This window comes from Microbacterium sorbitolivorans (assembly GCF_003327285.1).
GTDB lineage: Bacteria > Actinomycetota > Actinomycetes > Actinomycetales > Microbacteriaceae > Microbacterium > Microbacterium sorbitolivorans.
On record NZ_KZ848473.1, the window covers coordinates 495,244 to 513,998 of the forward strand.

The window sequence follows — 18,755 nt, forward strand, 5'->3', positions numbered from 1 at the left end:
ACGAGAGGGTTCCGTTGCCGCGGAACCCTCTCGGCTTACCGGCACCGCTACGGGCCGGAGGAGATCTCGAGACGGCCGCGGGGACGCTTGCTCGAGGGGTGCTCGACCATGGCGTGGAAGGTGCGGGACATCTCATCGATCTCGCGGATGAGACCGGCGCAGCTGTCGCTGATGGTGCCGGTGGTCTTGAGTTCGAAGCGCAGCGTGGCGCCGGCCTCGATGAGGTTCTCGCGAGCGAGGTAGAGCTTCCCCCACAGCACGTGGTCTGCGGGCGGCTCCGTCTCGGCGAACGGCTGAAGAGACATCTGATACTCCGTTCCGAGGAACGCCTACGCGTTGGCCGTGGGCGGAGTGCCACCCGGGGCCTCGTCGTCGGCGTTCTCTTCGAGATGCTTCTGTGCGTCGTTCAACGCCGTGGTGATGCAGGCCAGTTCGCTCAGCAGCTTCGACTCAGCGGGCGTGAACGTACGGCCTTCGCGGGCGTCACGGATGAAGATGACCGATGCGGCGATGAGGCTCTCGCTGGCGACGTCGAGCGTCAGCTTGAACGGGCTCGCGGAGGCGATGAGATCCTCGGCAGTGGTGGCAGCCATTGCAGTTCCTTTCGTAAAGGCGGGGTTGAGATGCGCCGGAGGGGGGTCGCCCCCCTCCGGCGCGGGGGACTACTTCAGCTGGGCGAAGTAGTCGTCGAGCTTGTCGAACTGGGGCTCGACCTTGTCGTCGGTCAGGAGGCTGACCTCGATCGCCTGGCTGAAAAGCTCGGCGAGCGCGGCAAGCAGGTGGCGGGACTCGAAATCGAGGATCTTGCCACGGAGCTGCTCGATGAAGATCGCACCAACGGCCGTCGTCATCGCCTCGCGCAGCGTGTGCAGTGCGGTGAGAACGTGGTCGTCCGGGTACGGGAAGCCGAGGGGAGCCTCGTCACGAGGAGGGATCTTGGTGTCCATCTCGGTGCTCCTTTGTGAAGAAGTTCGCCCCGTTTTTCGGGGGTGATTCGAGCGTAGAAAAGCTCAAGACCGGGCTTCGAAAGTTGGAATAAAGTTGGAAAAAGCCCGCCAGTGCTCGGACGAAGGAACCCGCATGCGACTCGACAAGGCCGCCGCTGCATCGTTGATCGATGAGCTTGCGCTCCTCCGGAAGAACGACGGATTCATCCAGCGACGCCTGACGCGGACACCCATCGTGGACGAGGTGCTTCGGCATTCACTGGAGGAGCCGTTCGAGCGACTCAAGAGCCGGTTTATCTCCGCGATCCACTCCCTCGAGGAACCTGGCGAAGCCGAGCTACTACTCGACATCTTCGCGCTCAGCCCGGAGACGGAAGGCGTGACGCGACTCCAGCAGCGTCGCCAGATCCACGGGCGGAAGATCAACCGCAAGACCGATACGGTGGCGAGCCGCGAAGAAGCGGCACTATCTCACCTGCACTCGCGGCTCGTGATGGGCACGTATGCGCAGTCTCCGCTTGTGCTGCATGTGCCAGAGATGCATGGCGGGATTGTGTACGAGCACACGGCAACGATGATCATCGTCGAAGACAAGAAGTGGCGCCGGACGCTCGAGCATTACCGCTTCGCGAACATGCACGGCGAGCTCGACTACGTCACCGTCAGTCGGTCACACGATGCTTGGATCGACGTACTCAAGGGCGGTGACTTTAAAGTGAACCCGCGCCCGGTACCAGGCGCGGGATGGAACGACCATTTCTGGCACCTGAACGCTGAGCACACTGCAACAGAGCCGATGCGGTACGGCGAGGTGTATGACCTCAGGTTCCATCTCGAACCTGAGGGCGACGACGATGCCCAAGACCCGATCAAACTCGCCAGCCGTGCGTTCCATCAACGGTCGCTTCTGGCGTCCATCGAGGTGAAGTTCATCGGGCAGAAGCCGCGCTTGGTCTGGAAGTTCGAGCAGGTCAGCCCGTTTGCCCGTCCGACGGAAGCAAACGAGTACAACGCTGTGACGCTGGACGAACGCGGTGTCGCGACGCTACGCATGCGGGACGTACACGGAGGGCTGTTCAGCGGCATCTCGTGGGATTGGTGACCGAGGCAGCATTACTTAGTGGGCTGCAGAACGAACCCATCAGGGGCCGTTCCTCGGCCTCAAGGCGCCAGGATCCCCCTCACCGTTAGTTCAAGAGGCAGCGAACCCCAAGCTCGAGGTCAGTCGCCCCTTGCGGGCAAAGTCGCGTCCTGCCGCGACATCGCCGCGATGGAGAGCTTCTTCAGCCTGCTGCAGAAGATCGTCCTCAACCGCCGCGCTTACGCGCAGCGTGAGCGCAGAAGTGAGGTCTGGAGCTCGGACCTCACTTCTGCTTTTGCGCGTCTCATCTTGGCGTCTGGACGCACTCTGAGTTACAGCGCTGGTCCCGTTGAGGTCGAGTTGTTCGGGGTGCCGTTCCAGACCCAACCGGGAGAATCGCCGTCGGCATACGCGCCTGGCGCTGTGGAAACACCGGAGACTTCGATCCAATCTCCACTGACATAGGTCGCGCCGCCCTCCAGTTTGGCGCGGATGCTCATCCGGCTAGCGTTTGCAGGTACTGTTACATCGTTTGCCTGCAGGCGGGTCCATACGTTTGCGGCGACCGTAAAGCTAGGGCCTGGACAGCTCCCAGTCACTATGGTTCCCGTTGAATCGGAGAATGCGCAACTGACAGTAAAGCTTCCGCCTTTCGACGCGCGGACGTGTATCGACGGGACCACGTCTACACCGGTCGGGACAGCAATCTTGACTCCGGTGTGCTCGAGTCCTATGTTCATGCTGCCATTCGAAAAGCCAGGGGCTCCCGCAGTCCATCGATACGAGTACTTGCCCAGCCAAGCGTTGGGCACAACACTCGAAGAGGCGCCACCGGCAAGGTTGTACCCTGTCCACCCGCCAAAGTTTCCTTCCGCTGGCGTCGGCCTCGTAGCGTAGTTGGTCACGACACCCCCGCCGTCTACTCCGTGTCCGGGGCATGCACCCGCCTTGGGACTCGTTTGTGCATCGTTGTCGATGTAAGAGCTCACGCCATTCGCGGTCGCCGTGATGCAGTACTTCCGTCCGCTGTCATAAGTTCGGTACTGGTAGCTCGTGCCGTTGCCATCGGTGACCCCAGCGTCTGCGAGGGCGCTCGGAAGCGCCTCACCGTTGGTGACGGCGTAGATGGCGACCTTTTTCGCCGCCTGCTCGGCAGCGCTGGCTGCAGCGGATGCTTTGGCGCGGTTAGAGATGCCGTTGTAACTGACGATGGTGATTGCGGCAAGGATGGCGATAACTACAATGACAATAAGAAGCTCGACGATAGTGAAACCGCGATCCCTGCGTTGCTTAAATGTGTTGCTGAGCTTGTTCGTCATTTTGTGATGCCCTGTTTAGTTTTTGTCGTCGGTAGTTAACGTGTTACCTATTGCCGCGTATTATGAAGCATTAGCGCAATTCATTCAAGTCTTTCGTGGCGCATCGGCTCTTTCTTTTCGGGGCGCGTCGCAATAGCATTCGCGTGTGGCGAAGAACCCAGACCAGCTGACCAAGAAGCAGATCGAGGTACTCAGCTGGGTGCGTGACGGCTGCCCCGCGGGTGAGTATCCCGAGGGCAACTACGAACATCGGATCTCAGCACGGGCGCTGGAACGGCGCGGGCTGGTCTCTATCTCCGGACAAGGGCCGAGCTGGAAAGCGAAGATCACGAAGGCCGGCCGGGCGCGGCTCGAGAAGTCTGGACTGGAGGAGATACATCGAGCCGAGTCCGAGGCGGAGCAGCTCATCCAGCAGGTACTTGCCGCTGGCGGTGAGCTACAGGTCTCTCGCAATGAGGAAAGCCGGTACACGAAGCTCGTCTCACAGAGCTTTACGTCGCCCCTGCGGCCGCACGGCAAGAAGTTGGCAACTAAACGACGTGGCGATTGGTTCAACGGTGACCTGTTCGTCGTTTTCGTTCCGCATTTTCGAGACGAGATCCTCCCGAAGCCTGTGCTGGTTCCGAAGCGGGTGGCGAAGTATCACCCGGCGGTGAAGGCATATCTCGAACGCAAAGACTGGCACTACGCGAGTGCGAATCTCGTGCCGCGTGCCGCTCGGGTACTGCACGCACTTGCGATAGAAGCAGAGCGGCGTGGATATGAGGTGCGCGACTTCGTGCAGCCTCCGTCCCCTGCCGATCGGTCGTATCGGGATCCGAAGTCTTCACTACACCTTGGGATCGTGAGCGGCGAGCACGTATTCGGCGTCAGGGTGAAGGAAGTGCCCGGCACTGGTGGCGCCAAGGTGGACTACGCGGCGCGGTTCTATGGCAAGCAGCGGGTGCCGCGTTGGCAGGAGCCACGCCTGACTGAGTTCGTCCCGACAGGGCGGCTCGAGGTTGAGATTTCCGGGCCAGGGATCTCCTACGACGGCGAACACTTCCGTGATGCCAGAAGCAAGACTGTAGAGGGCAAGCTTCCGCAGCTATTCGTGCGGATCGAAGAGTGCATCCTGGAAGCCGAGTGGCGGCAGGAGCAAGCGGCTCTTGAAGCTGCTGAGCGGCAGCGCTTACACGAACTCGCTGTTGCTCGTGCGAGGCAGGAGTATGAGCGCGATGCGCGGTGGGAGCACTTCAAGCAGCTCGCGGAGGGACAAACGGATGTGGTGCGCCTGCGGCGCTTCTTGAGCGACGCGCAGGGAGCGATGACGCACCTCCCACTGGAGCGTCGAGACGAAGCGCGCTTCTTCTTCGACGAAGTGAAGGCGCGAATCGACGAGCTGGATCCGCTGACGAATGTAGAACGACTACTTCCCCTGGTTTCGGAGCCGACGTCGAGCGATCTAGAAAAGTATCTGCAGTAACGTCATCCGTCCGATTTCAATGACCAACTATGCGGCGTCGCGAATGATGCGCTTCTGGGCCGCCAGGTACTGCTGGAGATCAATGATTGGTACGTCTGTGGGTTCGTCGCTCACGAGATCCTCCTCCAGCGTGACGGCATTCGCATCGGCTAGCCGCTTCGTATAGTCCGACAGCAAGCCGACGAGCTGACTTGCCTGATCCGGTGATAGCTCGAGCTTCACCGCGCCTGCGTCCTGATCTTTCTCAATTCGCGCGAGGGTAGCCGCGAGGTTGTCGACATGCCCTTCGGCAAGGGCGCCGTGCTGGATCGCCTCGTGGTACGTAGCGAGCGAGTGGTTGTAGTTCGAGACAACCTCGGGCACTTCAGTCGCTTCCAGGAGCTTCTTCTTCGTTGCCTTCTTCGTGAACGCGTACGTAGCAATGCCCGTTGCGACCGCGACCCCGAGGCCCGCCAGACCTATGCCGATCAGCGCGCCGGCGCTCATATTCCCCTTCGCCGCCTGCGCGACGCGATTGGTCACGTCCTCGACGCTGATTTCCTTCAGATGCTCAGTGATGTGCTGATGATCACGGACAACCGAGCCGAAGCGTTTCGCCGCGCCGGTCATGATCTTCGCCATGGTTGATTCCGAAACATAGTAGGTGACTTGGAGAAAGGGCATGGGGTGATCCTAGCCATGTAGGGACTGGGATACGACGTACTTTTCACAACGCCCGCGAACAGACGATTGACGCCCCGCTCTATTGGTCCATAATCAGCGGCACTCCTCGTCGGTATGCGGCCTTGAAGGAGAACTCATCCCGAGTTCGCCGGCCGCTCCCGATGAGGAGGTCTCGCCATGAGTGAGAAGGACGCCGCAACGAGCGGCACGTTCGAGAACGGGTATGGGCCTATTCGTCCGTTGTCCGTTCGCGTCAGCGATGGTACCCGGGCGCAGCTCGAGGTGCTCGCTGAACTCAACGAGCGCAGCGTTACCGAGGAGACTCGCCTGGCGCTGGAGTCGTGGGTTGAGCTGTCTAAGTCGAACCCCGAGGTGCTCAAGCGCGCCGAGGAGGTTCGCGCCAAGATCGAGCGTGAGGCGGAAACCAAGCGCAACGCGATCAACGCCGTGCTGGGGGAGAAGCCTGGTTCTTCGACCCGCACCACGAAGTCGGCGGCTGCCAGCTCCTGACTTCCCTTTCCTGCTTGGGCGGGAACTTCGGGCAGCCGTCCAGAACCCGAGAGGAGCGCCCTGCTAAGCGCTCCTCGATTCTGGGTGGCTGCCCACATCAACAATTGGCGCTGGCTATTTGGAGACTTTGAGGTCCAAGGAAATTACCTGTGCTGTGTGTCGGTCTCGAACTGTCACCTCGTAGGTGCCTGGGTAGAGTTTAATATCAGGCGTCTCTGGAAATGAAAGCATGGCGTTTCCATCATCGTCAGCTTCTAAGCCACCGCTATATGCGAGATGGCAAGGCCCTTCCGTGAGTTCCGGGCAGACACCACTAACCGTGACAATCAGATACCCGGGCTGCGCGATCTCGATATCGACAAACGTTCCTGGCCGTACGCCTGTGACCTCGATCATTGTTTTTTCGTGCGTGCTGGATGAAATTTCAGCGGGTTCGAGCGCGAGACTTAAATTCTGAATTTGGTCGGGATGTTTTTCTGGAGGGTGCGGGTTATCGTGTGTGTCGCCGATTAGATTACCCGAAATTGCTAAGGTGGCAGTGAGAATGAGGCCGCCGAGCACTGTGACGATTATGCCGGACATTATGGTACGAAAAGACATAGGGTCGTTGCCACGGCGATTTGGACCGACTCTCGGCATACGTATACCCCTTCGTGGCTAGTCGAGTCCATGATCTCACGTGCATGTGAGCCAATGAGCCTAAACCGCCATAAGCATGTAGGAAGATTCCGCTTGACAGAATGGGCAAACTGCCGCATAATAAGCTCCAGTTTTGACCACCTCGCTTGTCACCACACTTGCTGGCCTGCTAGGTCGTCAAAACGTGGCGACCTTGATCCTGCGAGGGGTGAAAGAAGGTCATCATGTACGACCCGTCCAAGAGAGATCCATTCCGCCGACGAGACTCGCTATACATTCCGCTTACACTTAGTGCGGCATTCATTATATTAATCGTGATGGATGCGCGTCACCTCGAATTGCGGGATGTGCTCATCGCTTGCTGGGGTGGTCTCCTCGCTGGATATGCGTTCCTTTGGAGCAAATTGCCAAAGTAACATGGGCCCCCGATGGCAGTTGCTTTCGGGGGCTTATAAAAACTTCGTTCTTCATTGCAATTAATACTGCTGGCGTCATGGCGCAGTTGCGCGCACTAACTCTTACGCGCCTGCGTGGTACGGAATGCCGACGACAGGTGCTGCCTCTTCGATCCAGTCTTCGTGACGGTTCGTCTGGGCGCTTGCAGCGACTCGTTCGCTGTCGTCGACGTCGAGGCGGTCTGCGATGCCGTCGAGGATCTCGAGCGTACGGTCTTGCTTCTTCGAGAGATCGCGGAAGTCGTCCTCGAGTCGTTCAAGGCGAGCTTCGACGCGGTCGAAACGGAAGTCAACTTGCCGGAATCTCTCGTCGATCTGGCGGAAGCGTTCGTCCACTTGTTCGAATCGCTCGTCAATTGCATCGGACCGTTCCTCGGTTTTTACAGCGCGCTCTTCGTTGTCGGTAATGTATCCGTTGATAAGTTCAGTGAGTTGGCTCACTGCCTTGTCTACTATTTCTTGCACTTCACCTTTGTTGCATACTCTGCCATATTATGCGCTTTCTCGTCTGAAATGTGTAGCTGTAGTAAATACAACGAGAGCGATCGGAATGGATGCTTCGTTGCTGCCCCGCGGTCTTTAGATAACCAATCCGGTTGTCGGCCGCGACTACAGCAAGGAGGTGGGAACGATGATTCGAGGAATCGTCATCCCTACAGCGATGGAAGTACCGCCCCGACGCTTCGATGCATCTCAGCCCGATGCGGTCAGACAGGCAGTTGGTGGCCTCATGGAGGCTATCGACCTACCGAAGCTCGGCATCACGATGTACGTCAACGAGTCTGGGTTCGTAGAGCGCCTGCCTCTCAACCGGCGGGCGACCTGGCTGCTCTGGCAGCAAGTGCCGAGCGCATGGGATCGGACGTATCTCGTGGGCGATGTCGCCCTTGTTGGCCTCACGGATGACGAGGGCGAAGACACGAGCTTGCCGCTCGTGTTCGAGGAACTGGTGCTCGGCACTCACCTGCTCCGGGTCGAGTCTCGCTACGAGGACAACCTGTCCTGGTGGTGGAACGACGAGACCTACGACAACTACTGGGAAGCGCTACGGCAGGCAATCACCAAACAGGCGCTGTCGCCCGAGCGGTGCGAAACTAGAGTCGCGGCCGCTCCTACGGAGGCAACCTCCCCCAACTGAGCCACCGTGGTGAGCTCGGCCGCACCGGCGGCGACTATTTTCTTGAGCATCATGGCTCGTAGGAGATGGCCGCCGCCTTTTCAATGCGGGTTGCGAAACACTTGAATGAATCTTGCTCATGCTTCATAATTAGGCGCGACTAGACATACTTAAGTGCTGACCAATACAAAAACTAAACAGGGATATGGCGGTGTCATAGCGTCGTAGCAACACTCACCCAGCCATGGCCCGACACTGGAGGTTCCCCGCGTGCAACGACGTCTGCCTCTTTACGGATGGCAGTAAGTGAGGCGTAGTGCTCGAAGTCATCACCACGTACGGGCTCAGAACGGTCGGTCTCTGCTTCGGTGTCCACGTTGAAGTAGCTGAAGCAGTACCAATACGAACTCGAGCCATCTGCATCCCGGTAGTACGTCGAAGGCAGGTCAGCATCGATTGTTCGAGTGGCAAGCAGCGTGAAGGCTTCCATCGTCGGCGCCTTGCCATTTACGTTCGGAGCTCGGTGGATCTTGATGCGGTCGCCAACTACGGCTGTGACCGCGTCAGAGCGCGCGTGAGCCATCTTCAACGGCGAGGTGAGTGTGAGTTCGACTTCATTGTCGACGCTGCCCACAACGGCCTTCTCGACGCCTTCAGCGCCAGGCGTGCCGACGTAGATCGTTTGCCCTTCAGGGAACCCGTCCGTGCCGACTAGCTGAAGCTTCGTTGCTCCCGCTTCTACTTCACTTGCAAGCACTCCGCGTTCTGCGGTGTTGATGCTGGCGAAGGAGTCGATACGTAGGGTGGTGCTCATCTGCCCTTGAATATGGACGAGTCGCGGCAGGTTGTAAAGAGCCGATAGATTGCTCAGGTGATCCTAGACCTCATCTCGGCCGCATCATCGACGCCAGCACCAGACCCAGTGCTGATCCAAATGGTTGGTGGAAAGTCCTCCTGGTGGGACTCCTCCGGAGCGAGCGCCGTCATAGGCGTAGCGGGCGCGATTCTCGGCGCACTAATTGCTCTGATAGGCAGCTTGGGTGTCGCCATCTATAATCGCAGGAAAACCGCCCTCACACGGTGGGATGCAGATATTCGCGCTTTGAGTGTTTCTCTTATTAGCGCTTGCGAATCACTCCGTAAGGCAAGAACGGATCAACTACATTCAGCAGAGATATCCCCGAAACTACTGGCCTCCGAAGAGGATTGCAAAGCGCTAATTAAGGAGATTCAAGAGACCTCGGAAACTCTCCAACTAATCTCTCCTCCCGGGATAGCAGAAGATGTCGATCTGCTCGCAATTGCCATGTCCAACTGCGAAGTGCTCGAGAATACTGCAACGCACTACCCACTTGATCAGGTCAGAACCTTGCGCGCCACCTTGCGTAAGCATTTTGTATTGAAGAAAAAGTAAAGGGCGCCCCATTGGAGCGCTCCTCATACTGTTGACCTAGTCACGGCCTACTTCTTGGCTTCGGACGCCTTCTTCGCGTCAGCCTTGATCTGCTCAGGTAGGTCTGACGCTGCCTTCTTGGTGTCGTCCGCAACCTTCTGAGCGTCAGCCTTGATGGCCTCTGCTTCAACGGTCGCCTTGTCGACAATCTCCTTGGCAATAGCTTCCGCACGTTCCTTCGCTTCGTCGACGATTTGCGCCGCACGAGCGTTGGCATCAGCGATGAGACCCTGAGCGTCCGCTTCTGAGGTCTCCTCGATGGCGTCCTTGTCACGGAGGGCGCCTGCCTTGATGAGTCGCTTCACGACTGCTGCATCACCTTCGAAGGTGTCACCAGCCTGGTAGCGCGTGCCGTCGTGGGGTCTGCTGCAGGGGTAGGTGACATCTGATCTGGCTTGCCCGGGAGGGCTGGCCTGGAAGGATGGCATCGTGCCAAAGCCTTATCCGACTGAGTTCCGCGACGACGTCGTGCGCGTCGCGCGGAATCGCGAACCCGGAGTAACGATCGAGAAGATCGCGAACGACTTCGGGGTTCATCCCATGACGCTCACGAAGTGGATGCGTCGCGCCGATATCGACGACGGCAACAAGCCCGGGCAGACCCGAACGGAGACAGCCGAGCTGCGGGAAGCTCGCAAACGGATTCGACTGCTCGAACAAGAAGTCGAGGTCCTCCGGCGAGCGGCCGCGTATCTATCGCAGGCGAACCTGCCGGGAAAATGATGTACCCGCTCGTTTCCGAGCTCGCCGCTGACGGGATCCCCGTCACGGTGTCGTGTCGGGTCTTGAAGCTCGCTCGCCAGCCCTACTACCGGTGGCTGGCCGCCCCGATCACCGTGAGCGAGGTGGTGGAGGCGTATCGCGCGAACGCGCTGTTCGATGCGCATCGAGATGACCCGGAGTTCGGGCACCGCCTCCTCGCCGACGAAGCCCGGGATGCGGGTGAAGCGATGGCTGACCGGACCGCGTGGCGGATCACATCGAGCAATGGCTAGTGGTCTGTGTTCGGGAAGAAACGCGCCAAAGCCGGGAAGAAGCCCGGCCCGCCTGTTCATGACGACCGCTGCGCTGTTGTTGATGAACACGGCCGCACCCGGCATGTGTTCGCCGCGACGCGGGTGAACGAGCTTTGGCTGGTTGACATCACGGAGCACAAAACGAGTGAAGGCACGCTCTATGCCTGCGCGATCAAAGACGCCTTCTCAGGGCGCATCGTGGGCTACTCGATCGACTCCAGGATGAAGTCGCGTTTGGCTGTCCAAGCCCTCGAGAACGCGATCCAGATGCGTGGTGACGTGGCTGGCTGCGTAGTTCATTCGGACAGGGGATCTCAATTTCGAAGCAGGAAGTTCCTGCGCGCTTTGGCCCGTCACCGCATGGTCGGATCGATGGGCAGAGTTGGTTCCAGCGGCGACAACGCCGCCATGGAATCGTTCTTCGCGCTGCTGCAGAAGAACGTCCTCGACCGGCGCTCCTGGACAACGCGTGAGCAGCTGCGAATCGCGATCGTGACCTGGATCGAGAGGACGTATCACCGTCGCCGACGGCAAGCCCGTCTCGGGCGTTTGACGCCGATCGAATTCGAGACGATCATGACCAAGGACGTCGCACTCGCGGCGTGACTAACAACTGTCACCTATTCGTGCAGCAGACCCACTGAGCGGCGGGACGACTACCCAAGCGAATCGCGTAGTTGCTCAAGCCGTCTTTGTGCCTCGCGCGCGGCTTTCTCGGCTTTCTTGACCTCGCGCTCGGCCTTAACGATTTCGGCGGCACGCGCGAGTTCAGCGTCACGTCGCCGAGTCGCTGCGGTTTCGACCTTAACCGTCTCCACAACTCCGCGCGTGGCGTCGCACTCTGTGCAGGACACCGTTCTTGCGTTGAAGCCGTTGTTCGTCCGGTGCGACGTGCGTTCGGTGACATGGCCACACGTCAGCGTGAGCTTCCAAACGTCGAGATCGGCTTCGTTGCGAGGACTGTCTGTGAGGATGCGAGTGATCGTCTCGATCTGTGATTCTGAGAGAGGAAGCGGTGGACAACAGAGAAGACAGTGTGTCGCTCGAGAACCATCCATGCTCCAACGTCCAGTACCACAGGCGGGATGCATTTTTTCAAACAGTGCGTTGGTGGCGTCGTACTCGATTCGCTCCTCATCGGTGAGATACATCGTGCCGGGCCAGTTTCCGAGATTATCGATTACTGGTAGGCCGCAGGCTCTGCACGGGGCGCCGCTGCGCGCTTCTTCGCGAGTGAGGAACATGTCTTCATCCCGCCAGCGCTGTCGCATCTTTTCACGGCGATGGGCGTCCGATTCGGCCGCAAGGGCTGCTTTCCTTCGTCGTGCAGCGGCTCGTTCTGCCTTTTGAGCTTCGGTAAGGGCCATGGGGGCGCTCCATTTCCATGCTTCGACCACCGTGGTTGTATCGAGGACTACGTGGCACCATCTTCAGAGCCAATGACTCGTAATCAGGCCTGTTCGAGTGTGACTTCTTCGTCGTTGTCACCCATGGGGACCTCACCTGCAACCGCTGTCCGCGGGAGGAGATGTGGCGGTGCCGGCTGACCGATGCAGTGGAGCTTCCAGCCGCCGAGCTCCGGACGCCAGACCAGCGTCACCCAGCCGATCATGTCTTGGCGCGGCTTTTCGCTGAGGTAGATCCCATCGTCAGGCACGAGCTTGACGTAAGCGACATCGGTCGCTTCACGGTGCCGCAGGGACCGCGTCGATATTGAAAATGCCTGATCGAAGAAGTACCTTCGGGCGCTAGAGAAATCTCCCCAATCGTCGAGGACTTCCGGGGTTACAAGCTCAGCGAGCGCTGTAGCGTCTTCCTCAGCAAGTATCGAGTTACTGAACTGCCGTACGGCGCGGCATGGATGGTCCTCGGGGAGCGCTTCGAAGACAGCTCTAGCAGTGTCTTCGTCGGTCCACCGGCCTTCTGAGTTGGTCATACGTACATGCTCCACGGAACCACTGACAAACGACGCTCGGAAGCTACAGATCGCATAAGGCACCGCAGGTCGTTAGCCGTGCGAATGGTGCTGATTCCACTCGTGCCACTCCTCGAATGTCATGTCGGGTCGGTCTCCCTGAGGAAGCCAGATCCGTCGTAGTGGGTCAGAATCGACGACGTATTGCTCCGACCAGGACAGGTATTCGGCAAGGGCCTCGGCGTGCTGGTTCTCGGGGCCTCGCTGTTCTACGGCCACCCGTAGCGCCTCGACTGTCTCTATCATCGCGCGGTGCTTCGCGATGTCGGAACGTAGGGTGTCCAACGTCTTTCGCCATGAGTCGTAGTGTGCGGCGCGTTGACGTAACTCAGCAGCCCGGCGCCGCGCCTCCATCGCTTCGAGCTCACGCTGTCGTACCCATTCTGCAATTTCCCTCGCTTCGATCGTCAGTGCCTCTACCTTCAGGACTGCGCGCAGGAGTTTGTCCTCGATGCGGGTCGTGACGGTGTCATCGAGCTGAAGAACCTTGCCTCCGCGAGCGGCCGACAGCTCAAGGCGCACGCGATCGTTCTGGACGTAGTCGTACTTCGGAGGCCGGTTCCACTCATATCGGGCCTGGTCGGCAAGTTCCTTCTGTGTGGAGATGTGCGGCTTGCGGTCGCGTTGCATGCTTACGTACACGTCTACGGGTGCATCTCCCGCGTCGACCGTAAAGAGCGTTGACCCGGGGGAGTGCTTGACTGTTCGCCCGTTCCACGGGTCCTGGCTCTTCGTCGACGGGATGGCGATGACATCCCAGCTGCGTCGCACGCATTCCTGCACGAACGAGTGCAGGATGAGGAGCGCTCGTCGGCGTTCCTCGATCGGGACGTTGAGCCTCGCCTGGTGGTCGATGAGCGCGCGGATCGCGGCGTGTGGCTTCGTCACCCGTGACGCCATCGGGATCGTCTCGTCCAGTGGCTCCCGTTTCGGCTTTGGCTTCGGCATCGCGGCTTCGGTCTGAGTCAGCTCCGTGGGAGTCATCTCGTTCGGCGTGACATCGGACTTTCTTGCAGTCTTACGCGCACCCACCTTCTTCGTTTGCGCTGCACGTTTGCGACGCTGTTTCTTTGGAGCCGAGGCTTCGCGACGGGCCTGTTCCTCTCGGGCCGCGATATCTGCTGCCACTGCTTGCGGCCATACGCGTCCGCGTTCAGTCGGCGTCGCTTGCCAGGACACGCCATGTCCGCTGAGCTCGACCAGCGCCCGGTTCTTGAGCGCGCGAGCTACAACGCGGTGACTGAATTCGCTGTCGGGATACACGCCAGGCGGGCAGCCACCGACGATCCAGTTGAGCACGGCCTGCTGGTTCTCGTTCAGCTCAATGGTGCTGCGTGCGTTGTCGCCACTCTCCATAGTTCAAGCCTGGCGAACCTGCGATGCGGAGGGAAGTGATTCACGCGATGTCCGTGCGCAGGCTCACCGATAGGCTCGAGGCATGATCGATGATGATCTTCTTGACGCTGTGGTGGAGCCGCACTGCCCTTCATGCGGCACGGTGCTCCATGCACACCCACGCGGATGGTGGTGCCGTGGATGCGACATCGAGTACGCCGCGGGACTTGTGCAGTTCGGAGATCGAGCTCTCGATGGACCCTCGTAACAGGGAGTTGCGGTGCGACGAGGCCTGGAGTCCGATCACGATCGGCCGGCGCATCGGCGGTGCATAGAGCGCCGATAGTATTTGAGGTGGCGCCCCGATGCGCCGAGGACTTGAAAGGGTTTACGAAATTGGCCAAGGGACACCTCTGCCCAGACTGTGGCACCTACACGCTGCAGCGTGTTTCGACGAACTGGGTGCAGTGCACCTCGTGCGGGCTTAAGAAGCGCATCGACTAACACGAGCCTCTACATAGCCATGACTGAGATGCCCAACTGGGAAGGCTTCATGATCCCGACACTCAAGGTGATGAGCTACGGAGAGACGAGGCACTGGCGAGAGCTTCAGCATCTCGTCGCCGATGAAGTTCAGCTCACCGAGGCACAGCGCAAGGAGCGACTACCATCGGGAATCCAAGTCAAGTAGCAGAACCGTATCGGCTGGGCTGTCTCGTTCCTCACTAGCTTTGGAGCACTTGAGCGCCCTTCCCGCGGTCACTACCGCATAACCGACGCCGGTCGTACAGTGCTGGCGCAGTTCCCCGGTGGAGCTAAGGAGCGCGATCTCAAGCCCTCGGGGAAGACGCCTCCTCACCTATTCGCGTCTATCAGTCTGCGTCGACGCAAGCATCGACAGAGCCAGAGGTGCCTGCCGAGGCCTCAACCCTCACCCCGATTGAGCAGGTGCAGGACGGCATCGAGCGTATCCATGAAGAAATCGCGGCGGAGCTCATTACTCGCCTCCAGGGGAAGGAGCCAGGCTTCTTCGAGCAGGCCGTCGTTGATCTGCTACGTGCCATGGGGTACGGCGTCGACGACAGTTCCGCTTTCGTTACGAAAGCCAGCAACGATGGCGGTATCGACGGGGTGATCGACCAGGACGTGCTCGGCATTAATCGCGTGTACATCCAGGCGAGGCGTTACGCCTCGGACAATGCGGTGTCGCGTCCGGAGCTCCATTCATTCATGGGAGCACTGAGCGGTCTCGCAACGAGTGGTGTCTTCATTACGACAAGCCGCTTCACCGAAGGCGCCCGGCGCTACGCCGTGCAGAACCCGACAAGGATCATCCTTATCGATGGCGTGCGGCTGACGCAGCTCATGATCCGCTACAACGTCGGGGTGCAGGTCAAAGAGACCTACAAGGTCGTGGAGATCGACGAGGACTTCTTCGCCTAGTTCGTCGCCGTGTAGCGCGTTCGAACGTCAGTGGTCTGCGAGAGGATGAGCGCATGTCATCACCTGGGCGCGCGAAGTACGGCCCGCAGCAGTACCGTGCGTATATCCAATCCGCCGAGTGGCGTGCAGTAAGGGAACGGTACTGGGCATCCAAGCTTCCTAAGAACTGCTTCGTCTGCGACAGCCCACGTGTACCAGGCATGCACCTGCACCACCGCACATACAAGAACCTCGGCGCGGAGAGACTGATGGATCTCGTGCCGGTTTGCCCTCGGTGCCACGAGTTCATTCATGAGCTTGCTCGAGACCCGTACTGGAAGACGCATGGCGGTCTATGGGCGGTGACGAAGGAAGCGCAACGGCGCATGCATCCGTCCAAGATGCGAACACCTGGCAAGACGCAGCGCGGCCCGGCTGGGGAAGCGGCCGAGCGAGAGCTGGCAGTCCGTCGGGCGCGTAAGAGACGGTAGTTAGCCGTCACCCAGCTCTCCCTATTCCTTAAAATGCCAGGTCATGCGATAATTAGAGCAACTTGCGGCATGTGGTTGAAGCGCTCGCCTCCCCGCCGTAGCCAGGCAACACGACTTCTCGTTTGGAGCGCCCAGCGATCGAATGTCAGTGGTTGTCGATAGCGTAAATATTGCTAGCTTTCAGCACATAACGCGCCGTTGGGTGCGAAGGAGTACCGCCCATGAGCATCCAGCAGATCAACATCCGACGAGCGCGCCTTGAGGCCGCGAAGGTGGTGGCGTGAAATTGGCTCTGAAGAAGTCTGATCTCTACAGCTCGCTGTGGGCCGGAGCGAACGAGCTCCGAGGCGGCATGGACGCCAGCCAGTACAAGGACTACGTCCTGACGCTCCTGTTCATGAAGTACGTCACCGACAAGGCGAAGTCTGACCCGGACAGCCTCATCGAGGTGCCGGAGGGCGGCTCGTTCGACGACATGCTTGCCGCCAAGGGCGACAAGGAGATCGGCGACAAGTTCAACAAGATCATCGGCAAGCTCGCCGATGCGAACGACCTCCGAAACGTCATCGACCAGGCTGACTTCAACGATGGCGAGAAGCTCGGTAGCGGTAAGGAGATGCAGGATCGCCTCTCCAAGCTGGTGACGATCTTCAGTAGCCTCGACTTCGGTGGCGCCCGGGCTGAGGGAGACGACCTGCTCGGTGACGCGTACGAGTTCCTGATGCGCCACTTCGCAACTGAGTCTGGCAAGAGTAAGGGCCAGTTCTACACCCCTGCCGAAGTGTCTCGTGTGGTTGCGAAGGTCGTGGGTATCAACAGCTCGACGCGTCAGTATGAGACCGTCTACGACGCCGCCTGTGGCTCTGGTTCTCTCCTGCTGAAGGCTGCGGATGAGGCGCCGAATGGCATGACGATCTATGGCCAGGAGAAAGACAACGCCACATGGGCGCTGTCGAAGATGAACATGATCCTCCACGGCAACGAGACCGCGGAGATATACAAGGGCGACACGATCACCAACCCGCAGCTCACCCGCGGGACCGAACTGCAGAAGTTCGACTACGTCGTGATGAACCCGCCGTTCTCGGTCAAGTCTTGGACGAACGGCCTCGAGGAGCACTATGGGCGCTTCGAGTACGGCATGCCGCCAGAGAAGAACGGCGACTACGCCTTCCTGCTCCACGCTCTCACCTCGTTGAAGTCGGAGGGTAAGGCAGCGGTGATTCTTCCGCACGGTGTGCTCTTCCGCGGTAACGCTGAGGCGAACATTCGTCGAGAGCTGCTCAAGCGTGGCTTCATCAAGGGCATCATTGGCCTGCCGGCGAACCTCTTCTACGGCACGGGCATTCCTGCGTGCATCGTGATCCTTGATAAGGAGAACGCGGTCAGCCGTACTGGCGTCTTCATGATCGACGCCAGCAAGGGGTTCATCAAGGACGGCAACAAGAACCGTCTGCGCGACCAGGACATCCACAAGATCGTGGATACGTTCAACAACCAGCGCACGATCGAGCGGTACTCGCGCATGGTGCCGATGAGCGAGATCGCTGACGCGAAGAACGACTACAACCTCAATATCCCCCGCTACATCGACTCGTCGGAGCCGGAGGATATTCAGGACCTCGACGCGCACCTCAACGGGGGCATCCCTAACCGCGACCTCGACGCGCTCGAGGAGTACTGGGCTCCGTTCCCGCAGCTCCGTGAGCAGCTGTTCAAGCCGAACCGTCCGGGGTATAGCGACCTCGCGGTGGACGTGAATGAGATCCAGCAGACGATCTTTGACGCGCCTGGCTTCGCGAAGCTCCAGCAGAACGTCTACGAGATTGTGAACGACTGGTTCGAGAGCCACCGCAGCCAGCTTGAGAACATCTCGGCGGAGACGAAGCCTGTCGAGCTGATCCGCGAACTCAGTGACGACTTCCTCGCCCGCTTTAAGGACGTCCCGCTCCTGAATGAGTACGACGCCTATCAGCAGCTCATGTCGTACTGGCACGACGTAATGCATGACGACATCTTCCTCGTCATGCAGGATGGCTGGCTTAACGCTTCCCGCCCTCGCCTCGCGATTGTGGACAAGGAACGCAAGCTCTCCGAGGAAGCAGACCTTATTGTCGGCGCCGGGCGGGCCAAGGCGAAGTACAAGATGGATCTCATCCCACCGGCCCTGATTATCGATCGGTACTTTGCCGCGGATCAGGCACATCTCAATGAGCTGAACGCCGAGCTTGAATCTACGACAGCGGCTCTCACTGAGCATGCGGAAGAGCACGGCTCCGACGAGGGGGCTCTCTCTGAGGCGACCAACGACAAGGGCGCCTATACGAAGGTGCTCGTGACAGCGGCGGTGAAGCAGGCGCGTGCGACCAAGGACAACGAGACTCTTGCGGTCGCGCAGGAAGCACTTGAGCTACTGAACCACGAGGCTGGCTTCAAGAAGACCGTCAAAGATGCACAGGCAAAGCTCGATGAGGCTGTGCTTCGGCAGTACGGCGAGCTTGCGGACGAGGACGTGCGGCGGCTCGTTCTCGACTACAAGTGGCGCGCGACGATATCGCGGCGACTTGGTAGTGAGGTGAGCGCCCTGACGCTTCAGCTGGCTGGTCGCGTACGACAGCTTGGCGAACGATATCTAAATACTGTGGGCGACCTCGACGCCGAGTTGGCGCTTCTCGAAGGGAAGATGACTAGTCACTTTTCAGAGTTGGGTATCACGCGATGAACGTTGCCGAAGCCTCTACGACACTCGGGGCAATCATTTCGAGGACAGGCGGGGCACTGCAAACTGGGCCCTTCGGGAGCCAACTTCACGCTCGTGATTATCGGCCGATCGGGACGCCCCTAGTTATGCCCGTTAACTTAGGCGA

General features: G+C 59.6%; 19 protein-coding genes and 2 pseudogenes. 9 read left to right on the forward strand and 12 right to left on the reverse strand.

Going from position 1 to position 18,755, the window contains the following annotated elements:
• Positions 1-47: 47 nt before the first annotated feature.
• The 3 genes from DTO57_RS02575 to DTO57_RS02585 all read right to left on the reverse strand — a co-directional run bounded on the left by DTO57_RS02575 (position 48) and on the right by DTO57_RS02585 (position 947).
• A complete protein-coding gene (locus DTO57_RS02575) occupies positions 48-305 on the reverse strand; it encodes a hypothetical protein (protein ID WP_114116643.1) in 258 nt (85 codons plus the stop codon).
• 24 nt (positions 306-329) lie between these two features.
• The gene (locus tag DTO57_RS02580) at positions 330-593 is read right to left on the reverse strand and encodes a hypothetical protein (RefSeq protein ID WP_114116644.1); all 264 of its coding nucleotides are present in this window, start codon (positions 591-593) and stop codon (positions 330-332) included.
• A gap of 69 nt (positions 594-662) precedes the next feature.
• The gene (locus DTO57_RS02585) at positions 663-947 is read right to left on the reverse strand and encodes a hypothetical protein (RefSeq protein ID WP_114116645.1); all 285 of its coding nucleotides are present in this window, start codon (positions 945-947) and stop codon (positions 663-665) included.
• A 133-nt stretch (positions 948-1,080) separates the two neighbouring features.
• On the opposite strand from DTO57_RS02585, the gene DTO57_RS02590 reads away from it, so the two are divergent.
• Positions 1,081-2,049, forward strand: coding sequence for a hypothetical protein (locus DTO57_RS02590; RefSeq protein ID WP_114116646.1), 969 nt, complete (start codon positions 1,081-1,083; stop codon positions 2,047-2,049).
• Between the two features lie 311 nt (positions 2,050-2,360).
• Here DTO57_RS02590 and DTO57_RS02595 read toward each other — a convergent pair whose 3' ends face one another.
• On the reverse strand, positions 2,361-3,347 hold the full coding sequence (locus tag DTO57_RS02595) for a type IV pilin protein (protein ID WP_114116647.1): 987 nt from the start codon (positions 3,345-3,347) through the stop codon (positions 2,361-2,363).
• A gap of 145 nt (positions 3,348-3,492) precedes the next feature.
• Here DTO57_RS02595 and DTO57_RS02600 point away from each other — a divergent pair, with 145 nt between their 5' ends.
• Positions 3,493-4,812 (forward strand): hypothetical protein, encoded by a 1,320-nt coding sequence (locus tag DTO57_RS02600; RefSeq protein ID WP_114116648.1) that lies wholly within the window; start codon positions 3,493-3,495, stop codon positions 4,810-4,812.
• Between the two features lie 27 nt (positions 4,813-4,839).
• Here DTO57_RS02600 and DTO57_RS02605 read toward each other — a convergent pair whose 3' ends face one another.
• Positions 4,840-5,475 carry a hypothetical protein gene (locus DTO57_RS02605; protein WP_114116649.1) on the reverse strand — a complete coding sequence of 212 codons (636 nt, stop codon included), beginning with the start codon at positions 5,473-5,475 and terminating at the stop codon, positions 4,840-4,842.
• 177 nt (positions 5,476-5,652) lie between these two features.
• Here DTO57_RS02605 and DTO57_RS02610 point away from each other — a divergent pair, with 177 nt between their 5' ends.
• The gene (locus DTO57_RS02610; protein WP_114116650.1) at positions 5,653-5,985 is read left to right on the forward strand and encodes a hypothetical protein; all 333 of its coding nucleotides are present in this window, start codon (positions 5,653-5,655) and stop codon (positions 5,983-5,985) included.
• A gap of 114 nt (positions 5,986-6,099) precedes the next feature.
• On the opposite strand, the gene DTO57_RS14295 is transcribed toward DTO57_RS02610, so the two are convergent.
• Together DTO57_RS14295 and DTO57_RS02615 are read right to left on the reverse strand one after the other, a co-directional pair.
• On the reverse strand, positions 6,100-6,546 hold the full coding sequence (locus tag DTO57_RS14295) for a hypothetical protein (RefSeq protein WP_162785628.1): 447 nt from the start codon (positions 6,544-6,546) through the stop codon (positions 6,100-6,102).
• Positions 6,547-7,142: 596 nt separating this feature from the next.
• Positions 7,143-7,520 (reverse strand): hypothetical protein, encoded by a 378-nt coding sequence (locus DTO57_RS02615; RefSeq protein WP_162785629.1) that lies wholly within the window; start codon positions 7,518-7,520, stop codon positions 7,143-7,145.
• A 190-nt stretch (positions 7,521-7,710) separates the two neighbouring features.
• On the opposite strand from DTO57_RS02615, the gene DTO57_RS02620 reads away from it, so the two are divergent.
• Positions 7,711-8,217 carry a DUF3846 domain-containing protein gene (locus DTO57_RS02620; RefSeq protein ID WP_114116652.1) on the forward strand — a complete coding sequence of 169 codons (507 nt, stop codon included), beginning with the start codon at positions 7,711-7,713 and terminating at the stop codon, positions 8,215-8,217.
• A gap of 193 nt (positions 8,218-8,410) precedes the next feature.
• Here DTO57_RS02620 and DTO57_RS02625 read toward each other — a convergent pair whose 3' ends face one another.
• Complete coding sequence (locus DTO57_RS02625; RefSeq protein ID WP_114116653.1) at positions 8,411-9,010, reverse strand: hypothetical protein; 600 nt, start codon at positions 9,008-9,010, stop codon at positions 8,411-8,413.
• A 57-nt stretch (positions 9,011-9,067) separates the two neighbouring features.
• Here DTO57_RS02625 and DTO57_RS14300 point away from each other — a divergent pair, with 57 nt between their 5' ends.
• On the forward strand, positions 9,068-9,610 hold the full coding sequence (locus DTO57_RS14300) for a hypothetical protein (protein WP_162785630.1): 543 nt from the start codon (positions 9,068-9,070) through the stop codon (positions 9,608-9,610).
• Between the two features lie 47 nt (positions 9,611-9,657).
• Here DTO57_RS14300 and DTO57_RS02630 read toward each other — a convergent pair whose 3' ends face one another.
• Positions 9,658-9,954, reverse strand: a complete 297-nt coding sequence (locus DTO57_RS02630) for a hypothetical protein (RefSeq protein ID WP_114116654.1) — start codon at positions 9,952-9,954, stop codon at positions 9,658-9,660.
• Between the two features lie 124 nt (positions 9,955-10,078).
• On the opposite strand from DTO57_RS02630, the pseudogene DTO57_RS02635 reads away from it, so the two are divergent.
• Positions 10,079-11,271 (forward strand): annotated as a pseudogene (locus DTO57_RS02635) (IS3 family transposase).
• A gap of 50 nt (positions 11,272-11,321) precedes the next feature.
• Here the strand turns inward: DTO57_RS02635 and DTO57_RS14305 are convergent.
• From DTO57_RS14305 to DTO57_RS02645, 3 genes are all read right to left on the reverse strand, one after another.
• Positions 11,322-12,032, reverse strand: a complete 711-nt coding sequence (locus tag DTO57_RS14305; RefSeq protein WP_162785631.1) for a hypothetical protein — start codon at positions 12,030-12,032, stop codon at positions 11,322-11,324.
• A gap of 83 nt (positions 12,033-12,115) precedes the next feature.
• Positions 12,116-12,601, reverse strand: coding sequence for a hypothetical protein (locus tag DTO57_RS02640; protein WP_114116655.1), 486 nt, complete (start codon positions 12,599-12,601; stop codon positions 12,116-12,118).
• Between the two features lie 72 nt (positions 12,602-12,673).
• Entirely contained in the window at positions 12,674-13,996 is a 1,323-nt protein-coding gene (locus DTO57_RS02645; RefSeq protein ID WP_162785632.1) for a hypothetical protein, read from the reverse strand.
• A gap of 553 nt (positions 13,997-14,549) precedes the next feature.
• Between DTO57_RS02645 and DTO57_RS14625 the strand changes: the two are divergent.
• From DTO57_RS14625 to DTO57_RS02655, 3 genes and pseudogenes are all read left to right on the forward strand, one after another.
• Positions 14,550-14,714 (forward strand): annotated as a pseudogene (locus DTO57_RS14625) (winged helix-turn-helix domain-containing protein); the annotation flags it as partial.
• A gap of 170 nt (positions 14,715-14,884) precedes the next feature.
• Complete coding sequence (locus DTO57_RS14630) at positions 14,885-15,418, forward strand: restriction endonuclease (RefSeq protein ID WP_229730330.1); 534 nt, start codon at positions 14,885-14,887, stop codon at positions 15,416-15,418.
• 750 nt (positions 15,419-16,168) lie between these two features.
• Positions 16,169-18,610 carry a type I restriction-modification system subunit M gene (locus DTO57_RS02655; protein WP_229730329.1) on the forward strand — a complete coding sequence of 814 codons (2,442 nt, stop codon included), beginning with the start codon at positions 16,169-16,171 and terminating at the stop codon, positions 18,608-18,610.
• Positions 18,611-18,755: the final 145 nt, after the last annotated feature.

Bases quoted from the DNA above. Each gene is read 5' to 3' on its own strand.
- DTO57_RS02575 (WP_114116643.1), bottom strand. From the start codon at position 305: ATGTCTCTTCAGCCGTTCGCCGAGACGGAGCCGCCCGCAGACCACGTG.
- DTO57_RS02580 (WP_114116644.1), bottom strand. From the start codon at position 593: ATGGCTGCCACCACTGCCGAGGATCTCATCGCCTCCGCGAGCCCGTTC.
- DTO57_RS02585 (WP_114116645.1), bottom strand. From the start codon at position 947: ATGGACACCAAGATCCCTCCTCGTGACGAGGCTCCCCTCGGCTTCCCG.
- DTO57_RS02590 (WP_114116646.1), top strand. From the start codon at position 1,081: ATGCGACTCGACAAGGCCGCCGCTGCATCGTTGATCGATGAGCTTGCG.
- DTO57_RS02595 (WP_114116647.1), bottom strand. From the start codon at position 3,347: ATGACGAACAAGCTCAGCAACACATTTAAGCAACGCAGGGATCGCGGT.
- DTO57_RS02605 (WP_114116649.1), bottom strand. From the start codon at position 5,475: ATGCCCTTTCTCCAAGTCACCTACTATGTTTCGGAATCAACCATGGCG.
- DTO57_RS02610 (WP_114116650.1), top strand. From the start codon at position 5,653: ATGAGTGAGAAGGACGCCGCAACGAGCGGCACGTTCGAGAACGGGTAT.
- DTO57_RS02620 (WP_114116652.1), top strand. From the start codon at position 7,711: ATGATTCGAGGAATCGTCATCCCTACAGCGATGGAAGTACCGCCCCGA.
- DTO57_RS02625 (WP_114116653.1), bottom strand. From the start codon at position 9,010: ATGAGCACCACCCTACGTATCGACTCCTTCGCCAGCATCAACACCGCA.
- DTO57_RS14305 (WP_162785631.1), bottom strand. From the start codon at position 12,032: ATGGCCCTTACCGAAGCTCAAAAGGCAGAACGAGCCGCTGCACGACGA.
- DTO57_RS02640 (WP_114116655.1), bottom strand. From the start codon at position 12,601: ATGACCAACTCAGAAGGCCGGTGGACCGACGAAGACACTGCTAGAGCT.
- DTO57_RS02645 (WP_162785632.1), bottom strand. From the start codon at position 13,996: ATGGAGAGTGGCGACAACGCACGCAGCACCATTGAGCTGAACGAGAAC.